The sequence below is a fragment of the Burkholderia sp. Bp9143 genome (genome assembly GCF_003853645.1).
Taxonomy (GTDB): domain Bacteria; phylum Pseudomonadota; class Gammaproteobacteria; order Burkholderiales; family Burkholderiaceae; genus Burkholderia.
Map to the genome: position 1 here is coordinate 125,991 of NZ_QTPO01000015.1, position 14,243 is coordinate 140,233.

Here is a 14,243-nt window from a genome sequence, read left to right on the forward strand (position 1 = left end):
AGCACTATTGTGCAGATAGTGGGCAGCCGCGGCGTTGCCCGCCCAACGGAGAACGATCATTCAACGCGACCTGCATGGACAGACGGCCTTCCGGCTCGCGACGGCGATCCTGCGCGGCGACTATCCGCCCGAATCGCTGCTGCCGCGGGAACCCGACCTGATGGAGATGTACGGCGTGAGCCGCACCGTGATGCGCGAGGCGCTGCGCACGCTGACGTCGAAGGGGCTGGTCGAATCGCGGCCGAAGGTCGGCACGCGGGTGCGGCCGCGCCGCGCGTGGAACCTGCTCGACGCTGACCTGCTCGATTGGTACGCGCGCGTCGCGCCGCCGCTCGCGTTCGCGCTGAAGCTGCAGGAGATGCGCGAGATGATCGAGCCGCACGCGGCCGCGCTGGCTGCGCGCGCACATACGCCCGAAGCGTTCGACGCGATCGACGGCGCGGCGCGCGCGATGGCCGCCGCGCGCAACGTCGACGAATGGGTGCGCGCGGACCTGCGCTTTCACCTGAGCGTGCTGGAGGCCGGCGGCAACGAGCTGCTGGTGCCGCTCGGCGCGCTGATCGATCGCACGCTCGAGGCGCAACTGCACCTGAATGCACGCCGGGCGGAGGTCTACAACGCATCGCTCGCGGAGCACGTGGCCGTCAGCGACGCGATCCGCGTGCGCGACGAGGACGGCGCGCGCCGCGCGATGGCGTCGCTGCTCGCGGTGACGCGCGCGCGGATCGAGATGTCGTGACGGGGCGGGCGGGCCGTCAGTGGTTCGCGCAGCCGCCTGGCTTCAGCACGCGCTGCGTCGACGCCGGATATTTCGCGAGCAGGCTCGCGGGCCGGCGCGGGCGCACCACCAGGTCGCCGCCGCAGTTCGGGCAACGGCCCTTCAGCACGTTGTCGGCGCAGCTCGCGCAGAAAGTACACTCGAATGTACAAATGCGCGCATCCGCCGAATCGGGCGGCAGGTCCTTGTCGCAGCATTCGCAGCCGGGGCGCAGTTCGAGCATGGCGGTTTTCCTCGTGGTCGGAGCGGGTCGGGACGGGCGTCGCCGCACATTGCGCGCGACGAGGGTGCGCGCTACTGTACCTGCTTGAGTCGGCCCGGCCAACGGTGTCCCGCCGGGACGCCGTCGACGCGCACGGGCCGCCCCGGGAGACGACCATGCTCTATCGCGGAAGCTGTCACTGCGGCGACGTGAAGTTCGAGGCGGTAGGCGACCTGCAGGGCGTGATGGCCTGCAACTGCTCGATCTGCCGGCGCAAGGGCGCGCTGATGTGGTTCGTGCCGCGCGACCACATGACGCTCCTCACGCCCGACGACAATCTCGCAACCTACATGTTCAACAAGCACGTGATCCGGCATCGCTTCTGCAAGCGCTGCGGGATTCACACGTTCGGAGAGGGCACCCATCCGAACGGCACCGCGATGGCCGCGATCAACGTGCGATGCCTCGAGGATGTCGATATCGACGCGCTGCCCGTCACGCACTACGACGGCCGCTCGCACTGAGCGGCGCGTCGTCGCGCGAGCGCACGCGCCGCCGTCAGGACGGCTCGACCGGCGCGGCCTCCGGCGCCGGCGTTTCGGCCTGCGGCGCGGGGCCAGTGGTGCGCGTGCCGGCCTCGATCGGGCGCTCGATCAGTGGCGCGAGCGCCGGCGCCATCGACTTCAGCAACTGCACGGCCATCGCGCTCGTGAAGTCGTAGCGCGCCGCGTACGGCTCGTGCGCGGTCGCCGTCAGCACGCCGAAGAAGCGGTCGCCGAGCACGAACACGAACGTGCCGCTGCGATTGACCTTGCGCGACTCGATCAGCCGCGCGCCGCGCGCGTAGACATTGAAGCGCTGGTCGCCCGTCCCGGTCTTGCCGTATACCTGGAGCGTCTTGCCGTCGGGCAGCGTGAAGCCGCCCGCCAGGCGCCGCGCGGTGCCGCTCAGCACGACGTCGCGCAGCAGCGTGCGCGCCACGTTGACGATCTCCGGCGACAGCGTCGGCTGCGGCTGCGCGGCCGCGCGCACGAAGCGCGTTTCGTACGGCGTGCCCTTCGCGAAGTCGAGTCGCGTGATCGTCTCGGTCGGCGCCTTCTGTCCGCCGGTCGCGATCAGGCCGATCAGTTTCGCGAGCGCGTCGGGCTGGTCGCCCGATGCGCCGATCGCGGCCGCGTACGACGGCGTGACTTCCTCGAACGGGTAGCCGAGCGCGCGCCACGCCTTCGTGATTTCCGCGTACGCGCGCAGCTCGACCATGCGGCGGATGCGCCGGTCCTGGGTCCCGTGGTAGCGCGTCTTGTACAGCCACGAGTACGTGTAAAAGCGCGCATCTCGGCTGTCGCGGCGGACGTCGGCGAGCGACGCGCTCGGGTGTGCGCGCAGGTAGTTGAGCGTCCACAGCGCGAGCGGGTGGACGCTCGCGATATAGCCGCGATCGTTGAGGTTGAACCGGTCGATCGCGTACTTCGCGTAGAGCGCGGCGAGATCGTCGTCCGATAGCGTCGCGGCCGGCGTGCCCTTCAGCTGCGCGCGCATCCGTGCATCGAACCACGCGAGCGATTCGTTCGGCGCGACGCTGCGCAGCACCGTCGCGATCTTCGGCGGCGACTTGCGCACGTCCTGCAGCATCAGCGCGAGCGCGTCGTCGGGCGCCTTGCCCGCATAGCGCGTGTAGTAGCGCTTCACGTAGACCTGGCTTTCGCCGTCGACGAACTGCTCGAGGTAATGCTTGCGCTGCGCCGGATCGCCGAGCCACGACGACGACGGGCCGGCCGCCTTCAGCATCTCGTAGTGGACGATGTCGCGCATCAGCCGCACGAACACGAGGTTGACCGAATGCTCGAACGCCGTGTGCAGCGTCAGGATGCGGCCGTTGTCCGACTTCTCGAAGTTCGAGAACACCTGCGCGCCGCCGCCCGTGTAGAACACGTCGGGGCTCGCCGAGTACTTGCGTTCGACCGACGCGTCGAGCATCGCCTGCAGCGAACGGTCGCGCGTGTGCGACAGGTAGTCGAGCGCCCAGTGCGACAGCCCGTCGATCGGGTCGGGCTTCACCCGCGCGAGCTGTGCGTTCGAAAGATTGCCGTAGCGCGCGTGCAGCTCGGAGATGATCTGGAGGTAGGTGATCAGCGTGCGCAGCTTCGCGGTCGAGCCGAGGTTGATGCGGCCGCCGCGGTTCACGTCGAACGGCTGGTTCACGCTGTCGGTCTGCACGCGCAGCATGTTCGCGCCGTTGCGATGCTCGTACAGCGTGAAGCTGTACGTGAGATGCGACGGGTCGTCCTTCGGCGCGAGCATCTCGAAGCCGTACAGGCCGGCGGCCTGCGCGCCGTCGCGGGTCGACGCTTTCGCGAGCCGTTCGGCGACCGCCTGCTGCACGCCGTTGTCGAGCGTGCTGGTGGCTTCCAGGTCGAGCTGGTCGAGCTGGTACAGGTCGCTGATCCCGAGTGCCGACAGCAGCGACGCGCGTGCGGACGACACGGCCTTGCGCAACACGAACGACTGCACGTGCGCGGCGGCCGGCGGCGCGCTGCGCTCGATCTGCGCGGCGAGCGCCGCATCGCGCAGCGCGGGCGAGATCACGCCGCCGTTCGACAGGAGCCGCAGATAGCTGTCGGTCAGTTTCTGCAGCGCCGGATAGCCGCGATTCAGGAAGTACGACGGCGCGCGCTGCGCGATGATCAGCGACAGCACCTCGCGGAACGTCTTGCCCTGTTCGTCGACGTTGTCGCCGGTCGTCGGCGCGGACAGGATGCGGTTCACGTCGTTGAAGTCGCGGCCGTACCACGCGGCGAGACCGTCGCCGATGCCGGTGATTTCACCGACATGCGGCCGCGCGGCGAGCGGCACCGAGTTCAGGTAACGCACGACGATCGAGCGGCGCGCGAGCATCGTCTGCGGGCCGTTCATGTACGCGAGGATCGACGCGGACGCGATCTGCCGCAGCTTCTCCGGCGGCGTCGCGGTGCGGCCGTCGGGCGAATGGCGGAACTTCTCGATCTGCGTCGCGAGCGTGCTGCCGCCCGGGCGTGCCTGGTGACGGTTGACGACGTGCAGCGCCTGGTCGGCGAGTGCGCGGCTGAAGCGCCCCCAGTCGATCGCCGGGTTGCGGTTCGGCTGGTTCGCGTCGAGCAGGTAGCGATCCTCGATGAACAGCAGCGAATCGGCGACCACGCGCGGCACCGTGTCGAAGTCGGCGTACACGCGCTGCGGGAACTCGGTCGCGAACAGCGGCGAGCCGGTCGAGTCGAACAGCATCAGCCCGGCCTGGTCTTTCTCGTCGTAAGGTAGGAACAGGCCGCGATCGGCGAGCGACAGCATCCGTTCCGAATCGCGCGCCTGTTTGCCGACGACGAAGCCACGCGCGAGCAGATGCTGCTGGAACGCGGGAATCATCGAGTAGCCGAGGCGCTGGTCGTACGGCCCGTTGGCGGGGAAGCGGATGTGATCGCTTGCGCCCGCCTCGACGGTGTAGCCGACGTCACGGGTGAGCTCGGACAGATAGTGCGCCTGCAGGCGCGACGTCGCGATCTCGGTCATCACGAGTCGCGCAATGATCGCGATTGCGATCACCAGCGCGGCCAGCAAGGACCACTTGATCCACGTCCAGACCGATGCACTACCGGTCACGCGCGGCAGGATGCGATTCAGCGGCCGATTCATGGCGGCGTCTCCCTGAAGGCGCGGGCTCCGGCCGCACCTCTCATTAAGGATTAGTGTAGTCCTCCGCAGCGGGCTGCCAAGGGCGTTCACTACCGAGATGCGCCGACGCAACGCGTGTGCCCGCGATGCGCGACCACTGGCGTTGCGTTGGGGATGCACGCGCCGCCGTGACGCATCGTTTGCGCGTTCCGCGCGCTCGGCAGCGCCGGCGGGCCGCCCCGGCGAGCGGCCGGGCCGTCGATGCACCGGCTTTGTGCGCTGTGGTATCGTGCCAAATCGGGTCTGATCCCGTTCGGAGAATCATGGCTGGCGCATGACGGCGCTACAAGTTTGCGCAATAGCCGCCTGCACCGGTCGCAGGCGCGATCACCGGATGTGCGGCGCATTTTCGCTTTCGCAGGGGGTTCCATGTCGATCCATCCCGTCGCGCTCGTCTGCACGGCGATCCTCGGGTTGCTGCTGTTCGGGCTCGGTCTCGTCGTTTCGGTCACGCGCTTCCGGCACACCACCGGTTCCGGGTGTGTGCCCGATCCGGCCAACGGGTTGCACAAGATCGTGCGCGCGCACGGCAACACGGCCGAATACGCGCCGTTTCTCGCGGTGCTGTTTCTCTATTTCGGCGCACACGATCCGTCGCGCGCGATCGTATCGTTGATCGTCGCGGCAACCGCATGCCGCTGTCTGCTCGTGATCGGATTGCTCGCGTGGCCGACGATGGCCAGGCCGAATCCCTTGCGCTTCATCGGCGCGCTCGGCACGTATCTGTGCGGCGCAGCGCTATGCGTCGCGCTGTTCGTCTGAGCGGACGTCGCGAATGCCGCGGCGACCGACGCGCATTCGACGATTTGCCGCGGCGCCGGTGATATCCTCGCGAAACGCCCGCGTCCGACGGGCGGATACCGACTGCCCGCACGCGGCCCGACGCCGTGCTGCGCGGCGTTTCCGAGGGAGAGCCGAACCTTGAGCCGCAAATTCATTCTGAAGGGCGACACGACCGACCATGGCGGCGTCGTACTCGACGGGATCGCCAATTCGTCGTTCGACGGCCGCGAGCTCGCCTATCTCGGCGCGCCGGTGTTCTGCGCCGCGTGCAAGACCCGGGGCGTGATCGTGTCCGACGGCGGCGAGCGGACGATGACCGTGATGGGCAAGGTCGTCGCGCTCGAACACGACCTGTGCCAGTGCCTGTGCACGCCGCAGCCGAAGCTGATCCCGTCGCAGGGGACGGGCACCATCTCGGGCTGAAGCCCGTCGTCAGACGCTGCCTTCGGTCTCGATCACGAGGATGCGTGCTTCGCCGAGCGGGTGCGCGACGTGTTCGGTGCCGATCGTCGCGTGGAATATGTCTCCCGTTTCGAGCACCGTCGCGTGCTCGATGCCCGCTTCGCGGTAGCGCATCTCGACGCGACCGTCGAGCACCGCGAACACTTCCTCGCCGTCGTTCACGTGCCACCGGTACGGCTGATCGGTCCAGTGCAGGCGAATCGTGATGCCGTTCAGGCTCGCGATGTCCAGCGCGCCCCACGGGCGCTGCGCGGTGAAGGCGGTGCTGCGGATGATGTTCATCGTCAGGTTCGTGCGTGCGAATAGCGTGGAAGGCGGGTGTGCGGCGTGGTCGTGTTGCGTGCGTGCCTGCCCGCCGGTTTCCGCGCGCCGGGATCAGCGCGACATCGTGCGCAAGGCTGCGTCGATCGTCTGTCTGCGCTTTTCGAGCCCGGCCGCCGAGCGCTCGGTCACACGCTTGAGGACCGACACCGGCGCGGTATCCGGCGAACCCGCGTCGAACGGCGGTGCCGGTGCGTATTCGAGCTGCAGCTGAATCGACTGCGCCTCTTCGTCGCCCACGAGCTCGGCGGCGATCGTCAATGCGAAGTCGATGCCGGCCGTCACGCCGCCGCCGGTGATCAGGTTGCCATCGCGCACCACGCGCTCGCGCACCGGCACCGCACCGAGCGGCGCGAGCAGTGCATGAAACGCCCAGTGCGTCGTCGCGCGGCGTCCGCGCAGCAGCCCGGCCACGCCGAGCAGCAGCGCGCCCGTGCAGACCGACGTCACGTAGCGCGCGGCGGCCGCGCGCCGCTGCACGAACGCGATCGTTTCGGCATCGAGCAGCAGGTCGTTGATGCCGATCCCGCCGGGCACGCAGATCACGTCGAGCGGCGGGCAATCGTCGAACGTGCAGGTCGGCGCGAGCGCGAGGCCGCTGCTCGACACGACGGTGTCGCGCGATTTCCAGACCAGATGGACAGCCGCGTCGGGCAGCGACGCGAGCACGTCGTGCGGACCGGTGAGATCGAGTTGCTGGACGCCCGGAAACACGAGCAGGCCGATATGCAGGGTCATGCGAACACTCCGAAGGGAAGGGGATGCGCCGCGGCCGGCGCACGATGGACAGATCGATTCTAGGCGCGTAGTGTTTGGCGAAATTGCCAGATCACCCACGTTTTCAGCCAATTGCCATGCCTGCCGCTCCGCGCTCGATTCTGGTCCTCGCGTTCCCCCGTGCGCAGTTGCTCGACGTGACCGGGCCGCTGCAGGTGTTCGCATCCGTCAACGAGCTCGCGCAGGAGCGCGGCCAGCCCGCACCGTACGCGCCGCGCGTCGTCGCCGCCGAGGCCGGGCCGATCGAGACGTCGTCCGGCCTCGTCGTGATGGCCGATTCGCTGCGCTCGGCCGGGCGGCCCGATACGGTGATCGTGGCCGGCGGCAAGGGCGTGCACGCCGCGTCTCGGGATGCGCGGATGGTGCGCTGGGTCCGGCAGCAGGCGCAGCGCGCGCGACGTGTCGCGTCGGTCTGCACCGGCGCATTCCTGCTTGCCGAGGCCGGCCTGCTGGACGGGCGGCGCGCGGTCACGCACTGGGCGCGCTGCGACGAATTCGCGGCGCGCTACCCGAACGTGCGCGTCGAGCCCGATCCGATCTTCATCCGCGAAGGCGCGCTGTGGACGTCGGCCGGCGTGACGGCCGGCATCGATCTCGCGCTCGCGCTCGTCGAGGAGGATCTCGGGCGGGCGGTCGCACTCGATGCCGCGCGCGAGCTTGTCGTGTTCCTGAAGCGGCCGGGCGGGCAGGCGCAGTTCAGTGCGATGCTGTCGATGCAGCGCACCGACGACCGCTTCGGCGAACTGCATGCGTGGATCGCCGAGCACCTGACGGCCGACCTGTCGGTGCCTGCGCTCGCCGAGCGCGTCAGCATGAGCGAGCGCAGCTTCGTGCGCCACTACCGCGCGGGCACCGGCCGGACGCCCGCACGCGCGGTCGAACAGATTCGCGTCGAGGCCGCGCAGCGTTTGCTCGGCGAAACCGCGTGGCCCGTCAAGCGGATCGCCACGCGGTGTGGTTTCGGTTCGGAAGAGACACTGCGGCGCAGTTTCGTGCGCGTGCTCGGCGTGTCGCCGCAGGGCTATCGCGAGCGGTTCGTGCGGTAACGCGCCGGTGCGCGGTGAGCGAGCCGCGCGTGGTAACCGGGGACGGTGCCGCGGCGTCTGGAACTGCATGAATCCCGATCGCTTTCGGGTCCGAAATGCCGTGACTGTTCAGAAGTCGAGAACAATAGGTGGGGGCTTGTGCCGCGCGGGTTGCGCGCTCTATTCTGTTCTGTTGGCGATTCGAAGGGGGCGCAGCATGGACCGCATCCAGGCAATGGAAGTTTTCACCCGCGTGGTCGACGCGAACAGTTTTACGCGCGCAGCCGACACGCTCGCGATGCCGCGTGCGTCGGTGACGACCATCATCCAGAATCTCGAGGCGCTGCTCGGCGTGCGCCTGATGCACCGGACGACGCGCCGGCTGTCGCTGACGCCGGAGGGCGCCGCGTACTACGAGCATTGCATGAAGATCATCTCGGAGATCGCGGAAGCCGACGCGAGTTTCCAGACCGGCAACCGCAAGCCGAGCGGCGTGCTGCGCGTCCATATGCCGAGTTCGCTCGGGCGGCGCGTCGTGCTGCCGGCGCTGTCGATCTTCCGGCAGCAGTATCCGGACATCACGCTCGACCTCGGCTTGTCGGACCGTTACGTGGATCCGGTCGAGGAGGGCATCGACTGCATGATCCGGGTCGGGCCGCTCGAGGATTCGTCGATGGTCGCGCGGCGGATCGGGATGCTCAAGCGCGTGACCTGCGCGTCGCCCGACTATCTGGCGCGTCACGGCGAGCCGCAGGAAATCGCCGACCTGGCCGACCATCATGCGGTGAATTTCCGCGCGAGCCATGGCGCACGGGCGATTCCGTGGGTGTTCATGATCGAGGGCAAGCCGGTCGAGGTGCGGATGAACGGCAGTGTCACGGTCAACGATTCGGATGCGTACGTGACGTGCGGGCTCGAAGGGTTCGGGATGATCCAGCCGACGTTGTTCATGGTGCTGCCGAACCTGCGTGACGGCTCGCTCGTCGAGGTGCTGCCCGACTGCAATCCGAAGCCCAAGCCGATCTCGATCGTGTACCCGCACAACCGGCATCTGTCGCAGAAGGTGCGAGTGTTCGCGGACTGGCTCGCGGAGTTGTTCGAGTCGACGCCGGCGCTGGAGGGCGGGGAGAACTGGCGCGGGAAGGTGCGGGTGGAGGCGCCCGACGCGCAGCGTGGGGCAGTGGTGGCGTAGCTGCAGAGTGCGCGTGGCCTGAAGGACGGTCGACGCGCGACACTGCGTGCGCCGGATGAAGCAATGAAAAAAGCCGCTGATCCTTGCGGAACAGCGGCTTTTCGCATTTGGTGGCGAATCAGGGATTCGAACCCCGGACCTGCGGATTATGATTCCGTCGGATCACCCTGCATTAAGTCCGCATTGGCCTGCAAATCAATGACTTAGTGGCACTTGCTTCCGCCTTACGTCCGCATTGAACCGCTATGCCGTTGACAGATAGTTGACGCCAGCACGTATGTCCCAACGCAGCCGCTATTAGCTTACGTCGAGCGCGCACTCAGCCGTCAGCTTGAGATGTTGGACTCGGATGATGGGTACGTGGCGATGTAGTCGGAACAGTTTGCTATCGCGTCTCGCACACCCTTGTCGTCCGCGTTAGGCAGATGCGTCAACGTATCCAGCATCTGCTGCGCTTCGTCCAACGAGGGCCAGTGCTCCGGCTCCGAGAAACCCCAAAGCCAAATATCGACAATCTCGCAGATCTCCGCGCTTGAAGCACCTGCCAGCTCAATGGCATAGTCCATTTCGAGATCCTTTCAGGGTTGATTCTCGCATGCGAGAATCGACTACGCCGACATCTAGACGATCGGATTCTTGCACGTGAGTCTAATACGATCGCTACAGCTTTCGTACTTCAAGAACAAGGACAACCTCTGTTTTGTCGGCAGAACTGCCTCGGCCGCTTGCCCAACGAGGCAAGAACGAAATGCCCGATGTCGAGACGGCTGCGTGCGACTGAAGGAGCCCACCGATAACAGCGATATCGCCGTCCCTCATCGCAGTCACGGTCTGTAGCTTACGAGTGTTCTTGGTAGGGGAGGTGTTCACGCCACTCGTGGTACGCACGAAGTCCGAGATCTCTTCATCAATAGTCAGTTCGATGCTGTCTTGCATGACCATTGGAGAAACATCGAAGATGACGCCGGCGTCCTGATACACGACCGACTGCACGGCTGTACCTGATGAGCCCTGGTAGCTTATATTGCCCTGCGTCGGCACTTCCTGACCGACGTTAAGCCGAGCACGCTCCCCAGACAGCACAGTCAGGTTCGGCCTCGTCACGACCGTGAAGCGACTATCAGCATCGAGCGCTTGGATAGCCACATTGACAGCGTTCCCTGCGTGTAACCGAATAACTGCCGACGATGGGTCTGATAGGCCATTGTTGATGCCGAGAGCGGATCCCAAGATCGATACTGCGAGAGAGAATCCCGACTGGCTCGAGGAATTGTTAGTCACCTCGTATACCCACGCTCGGAGGTTCACCTTGCCTCGAGGAATATCAATCATCGGCAGGACCTTGCGCAGCGCTTCAACCTCAGGTGGTGTTCCAAGAAACACAAGCTGATCCGAGGTTTGATCGATAAGTGCCGCGGCGGACTGCGGCGGAACGTTTTGTGCAACGTCCCCCTTGCCACCCGGAGACGCCACGACTCGCTGAGTCGTAAAGCGTCCCCCAACCAACGGTTGGACGAGTCGCATCAGGTAATCTGCCTTCCGATATCGGGGCGCGTATACGAATGGCTCGCGCCTCTCGATCTTATCGTCGGAATCCGCCTTCTTCACAATAAAGTCGACACCCTCTTTCACAATCACGTCATACCCGAGCGACCCGAGAAAATTGCTGAGGAACGAGCGGAGATCTCCTGAGTCCGCCTTGTAACGAAACGATACCTGACGAGTATCCGCCAGCACATCGGGGCCGATTACGTGCGGCGTCTTTACCGCGTTCTCGTATACGAAATCGACGACGAACGAGACCGTCGCAAACCTAAGGTCGAACGAATTGCCCCTCGATCGTTGGACCATTGGCTGTGTTTGCGTTTCGGCAACTTTTGGGACCGGGCGCTGATCTTGTGGGCTATCGCCGCCAGGCAATGATGCCAACGTAGGCAGCGGTGGAACTTCGCTAGCCATCACAACGTTTGCAGAGATAGCGACGCAGGTGAACAAGACCAAAACCATCGTGTTCAGGCTGTTGCTCATTTCACGGCCCCCCCTAATGCCAGCGAAGGCCCACCTGAACGACCGCCAGACCACATCGCAACCCGCTGACCATCGACCCGGCCGACGGTCGCTACACCCATCCCGTTGTAAGCAGATGGAGAATCGACCCGCATACGGCCAGACGAATCTGCGAGCACAACATATTGAACCGAGTCCCATTCGACCCTGCCCAGGACACGCCAAGTTTCGGATATGTCAACGACCTTATTCGTCGGGCTAGCCGGGGTTGCACCGGCCGACGGTGCTGGAACATGCGTATCGTCCGCTTTAGTCTTTTCGGCAGCTCGTGCGGTTGATACCTTCGGATGAAAAAATCGCCAACCGGCCCATACGGACAACGCTACAACCATCACCAGCAGCGCGGCATACACCCACAACGTCCGATTCGAGAAGATGTTTTGCCTCCGGTCCACAACGGCTTCGTTACCTGTCCCGCCGGCATAGCTCTTATAGAGTGGGAAGATCTCTGACTTGTAGCTCTTGATGTATGTCCCGGTCCGCGTTTTCGCGTTTTGCTTCCAACCGTCGTATTGCTCTACACGGTAGCTGTTGGGCCTCCCAACGGACTTGAGTTTGTGCATCACAAACGTCAGCTCGAAGACTGGTCGAAGCATTCTGTGCACGTCGCCAATGGACTGCACCATGACAACGACGTCACATGCAACTTTCGTTTCAAGGTGAACAAAGTGGCGGTGCATTCGAAAGAAAGCGATGTGCTCCTTGGGAATCTTCTCGCCAGCAGCCCACAACTTCCAAGCTTCGTCGATGACAACCAGATCGCCCGCTTCTACGACCCCCGGAGTAACTACAGCACCACCGGTGGATTCGACTTCTATGGGAAAGAAGCCCGGTTCTAGGACGCGGTCAGTTGTCACATGCACTATCTGTCCAAGCCGCGACACGTCTAGCTTCCGTCGATCGGCAAGGTACGCATGAATAGCGTCCTCGTTCACACCGTCAATGTTCGTAACTACTCGACGACCGATGGCAACCGCATCTAGCAATGGCCCCGATACGACCTCGTACGATTTTCCAGAGCCCATGATTCCGCAATACGCGTTGATTGCCATGACTCACCCGATTAGCGGAATACGACGAATAACAAATCGAGCGCCGTAGGCTGCTACAACGAGCGGCGCACCATAGCTAAACGCACAAAGATCGAGGAAGTACCAAACACCAGAGCCGATACCACCAAAGGCTCCCGACAGCGTCGCCGAGTTCGGAAGGATCCCGACGTTTTGCATGTACGACACCGCTTCGGTAACGAAGAAGTACAGACCGAAATACAGCACAAACTTGACCAGGACGGACCTGACCAGCCATCCAAGAGCGGACCAAATTGCTGAAATGAATATCGCGTACATTGATCACCTCAAGCCATCAAAACAATGAAAACGGAAGCGAGTAGAAACATCAGTGAGAATGCGCCAGTGATCGGCGTCCGATACTGCTCGAGCAGGACGCAGTGCTCGCTAACGGTGTACGTGTTGCCGAAGACGGAGAACGACGCAGTCGGGCACGTTCCTGTATGTGCCGGAACTTGAAAGGACTTGAACCCCGGGAGCATGTTGAGAACCGGGTCGAGAATCATCTGGATCGTCGGTATGTTCTCTAGCGAGGGTTGAGGTACGTTCGGATTCGGTCCAAAGTCGACTTCACACACCGGTTCGCCCGGGGCACCGCACAATTGGCCCGTCGTGCCAGTGCCAGTGCCAGTGCCAGTGCCAGTGCCAGTGCCAGTGCCAGTGCCAGTGCCAGTGCCAGTGCCGGTGCCAGTGCCGGTGCCGGTGCCGGTGCCAGTACCCACTCCCGGCGTCGTGTCAGACGATCCCGGCCTGCCTGAAACCGGCAACGCGCCCAATGATCCGCCGCTGTTTGGCTGCCCTTGTGACCCACTGCCGACTCCGGTGCCGATAGCATCGCCAACGGTCGCAGTGAAATTAGGGTTGGCGTTCTGCCAGTCTGTCGCGTCCTGGGTCGTTATCGGATCAGTCGGGTCGAACGGGACACCCTGATAGCCAGACTGCTGCGACGCCTGCTGCCACATAGCGTTCACCGTATTCGCCATCAGTTCCGGATTGATTGGCTGAGCCTTTTCAGAGTCAGGGATATTGGACGCCGCAGTCGCATAGTTGCTCTTCACCGTCGAGGTGCTTCCTGACGACGAAGGTTGCAGATTGGGCGGCGCTCCATACGCCTGCGAAAAGACCACGGTCAGCTGTTCAGTCGTATCAGTCGCCGGCGTATAGGACGTGTAAGTGCATCGACCGCTCCCGTTACACGTCCCCGCGGTCACTTTGGAGACCTTTGACGCGTCGATCCCAAAGCACACAACTGGCGCTGTCTGAGCACGCTGGAGCTCGGCAGTCAACGCGTCAGTATCCGTTAAGTAGTCTTTCTCGATCTGGCGTCCACAAGCCTCAGGCCAATAGCTGCTGATGTTTGAAAAGTAGTACTGCGATGCCGACGGCGGTGCGCTCGAAACGGTCGTCGCCGTAACGCTGTCATCGGAACCAAACAGCCATTTCACTAGCTGGTCCAGTCCAAGCCCAATGGCGAAGTTCACTACAGCGCCAATGACTGCGCCCGCAACAATTCCCAACCAACCGGCCCCTATTCCCGCTCGCGCGCCATTGGCAGCCCCTACACCGACTGATTCCACCGCCTCAATGGTCTTGGTGACGGTCACGTCGGTGACTGCCATGCCGCGTTGGCCGAGTTTCTTGTATAGGAGGCCAGATGTTTCGGTTTGAGTCTTGCCGTATGTGTAGGGTGTAGTCGGATCGACGTAGGAACCGGTGATATTCCCATTTGTGTCGAAGACGATCACCGTGCCGGCTTCGGCCCGAGTGACCAAACCGAGAACTACAAGAATGCACACCACATTACGCAATCGCATCACTCACCCCGCAGACCGGTTACACAGGCCCAGCCGCATACAATTCC

Annotated in this window: 15 protein-coding genes; 6 read left to right on the top strand and 9 right to left on the bottom strand. The window is 64.3% G+C overall.

Annotated features, from left to right (window positions below; all coding sequences use genetic code 11):
* The first annotated feature begins 34 nt into the window (after window positions 1-34).
* Complete coding sequence (locus tag DIE23_RS14040; RefSeq protein ID WP_124612663.1) at window positions 35-739, top strand: FadR/GntR family transcriptional regulator; 705 nt, start codon at window positions 35-37, stop codon at window positions 737-739.
* Window positions 740-755: 16 nt separating this feature from the next.
* Here the strand turns inward: DIE23_RS14040 and DIE23_RS14045 are convergent, their stop codons facing one another.
* Window positions 756-1,001: a DUF1272 domain-containing protein gene (locus tag DIE23_RS14045; RefSeq protein WP_124612664.1), complete on the bottom strand. Its 246-nt coding sequence runs from the start codon at window positions 999-1,001 to the stop codon at window positions 756-758.
* 155 nt (window positions 1,002-1,156) lie between these two features.
* Here DIE23_RS14045 and DIE23_RS14050 point away from each other — a divergent pair, with 155 nt between their 5' ends.
* Window positions 1,157-1,504, top strand: coding sequence for a GFA family protein (locus tag DIE23_RS14050; protein WP_124612665.1), 348 nt, complete (start codon window positions 1,157-1,159; stop codon window positions 1,502-1,504).
* Window positions 1,505-1,538: 34 nt separating this feature from the next.
* Here the strand turns inward: DIE23_RS14050 and DIE23_RS14055 are convergent, their stop codons facing one another.
* Window positions 1,539-4,646 carry a transglycosylase domain-containing protein gene (locus DIE23_RS14055; protein ID WP_124612666.1) on the bottom strand — a complete coding sequence of 1,036 codons (3,108 nt, stop codon included), beginning with the start codon at window positions 4,644-4,646 and terminating at the stop codon, window positions 1,539-1,541.
* Window positions 4,647-5,054: 408 nt separating this feature from the next.
* On the opposite strand from DIE23_RS14055, the gene DIE23_RS14060 reads away from it, so the two are divergent.
* Together DIE23_RS14060 and DIE23_RS14065 are read left to right on the top strand one after the other, a co-directional pair.
* Window positions 5,055-5,447, top strand: coding sequence for an MAPEG family protein (locus DIE23_RS14060; RefSeq protein ID WP_124612667.1), 393 nt, complete (start codon window positions 5,055-5,057; stop codon window positions 5,445-5,447).
* 159 nt (window positions 5,448-5,606) lie between these two features.
* On the top strand, window positions 5,607-5,891 hold the full coding sequence (locus tag DIE23_RS14065; protein ID WP_124612668.1) for a PAAR domain-containing protein: 285 nt from the start codon (window positions 5,607-5,609) through the stop codon (window positions 5,889-5,891).
* Between the two features lie 9 nt (window positions 5,892-5,900).
* Here the strand turns inward: DIE23_RS14065 and DIE23_RS14070 are convergent, their stop codons facing one another.
* Both DIE23_RS14070 and DIE23_RS14075 read right to left on the bottom strand, forming a co-directional pair.
* Window positions 5,901-6,212: a cupin gene (locus DIE23_RS14070; protein WP_124612669.1), complete on the bottom strand. Its 312-nt coding sequence runs from the start codon at window positions 6,210-6,212 to the stop codon at window positions 5,901-5,903.
* A gap of 93 nt (window positions 6,213-6,305) precedes the next feature.
* Window positions 6,306-6,989, bottom strand: a complete 684-nt coding sequence (locus tag DIE23_RS14075; protein ID WP_124612670.1) for a DJ-1/PfpI family protein — start codon at window positions 6,987-6,989, stop codon at window positions 6,306-6,308.
* 116 nt (window positions 6,990-7,105) lie between these two features.
* Between DIE23_RS14075 and DIE23_RS14080 the strand changes: the two genes are divergently transcribed.
* Together DIE23_RS14080 and DIE23_RS14085 are read left to right on the top strand one after the other, a co-directional pair.
* On the top strand, window positions 7,106-8,074 hold the full coding sequence (locus DIE23_RS14080; protein ID WP_124612671.1) for a GlxA family transcriptional regulator: 969 nt from the start codon (window positions 7,106-7,108) through the stop codon (window positions 8,072-8,074).
* Window positions 8,075-8,270: 196 nt separating this feature from the next.
* On the top strand, window positions 8,271-9,245 hold the full coding sequence (locus tag DIE23_RS14085; RefSeq protein WP_124612672.1) for a LysR family transcriptional regulator: 975 nt from the start codon (window positions 8,271-8,273) through the stop codon (window positions 9,243-9,245).
* Between the two features lie 326 nt (window positions 9,246-9,571).
* Here the strand turns inward: DIE23_RS14085 and DIE23_RS14090 are convergent, their stop codons facing one another.
* From DIE23_RS14090 to DIE23_RS39520, 5 genes are all read right to left on the bottom strand, one after another.
* Window positions 9,572-9,811: a hypothetical protein gene (locus DIE23_RS14090; RefSeq protein WP_124612673.1), complete on the bottom strand. Its 240-nt coding sequence runs from the start codon at window positions 9,809-9,811 to the stop codon at window positions 9,572-9,574.
* A gap of 94 nt (window positions 9,812-9,905) precedes the next feature.
* The gene (locus tag DIE23_RS14095; protein ID WP_260436058.1) at window positions 9,906-11,273 is read right to left on the bottom strand and encodes a type II secretion system protein GspD; all 1,368 of its coding nucleotides are present in this window, start codon (window positions 11,271-11,273) and stop codon (window positions 9,906-9,908) included.
* Window positions 11,270-12,364 carry a zonular occludens toxin domain-containing protein gene (locus DIE23_RS14100; protein ID WP_124612674.1) on the bottom strand — a complete coding sequence of 365 codons (1,095 nt, stop codon included), beginning with the start codon at window positions 12,362-12,364 and terminating at the stop codon, window positions 11,270-11,272. Before DIE23_RS14100 ends, DIE23_RS14095 begins: the two co-directional genes overlap by 4 nt.
* A 3-nt stretch (window positions 12,365-12,367) precedes the next feature.
* Window positions 12,368-12,661 carry a DUF2523 family protein gene (locus tag DIE23_RS14105; protein WP_124612675.1) on the bottom strand — a complete coding sequence of 98 codons (294 nt, stop codon included), beginning with the start codon at window positions 12,659-12,661 and terminating at the stop codon, window positions 12,368-12,370.
* An 8-nt stretch (window positions 12,662-12,669) separates the two neighbouring features.
* Window positions 12,670-14,196 (bottom strand): hypothetical protein, encoded by a 1,527-nt coding sequence (locus tag DIE23_RS39520; RefSeq protein ID WP_185646446.1) that lies wholly within the window; start codon window positions 14,194-14,196, stop codon window positions 12,670-12,672.
* Window positions 14,197-14,243 lie beyond the last annotated feature (47 nt).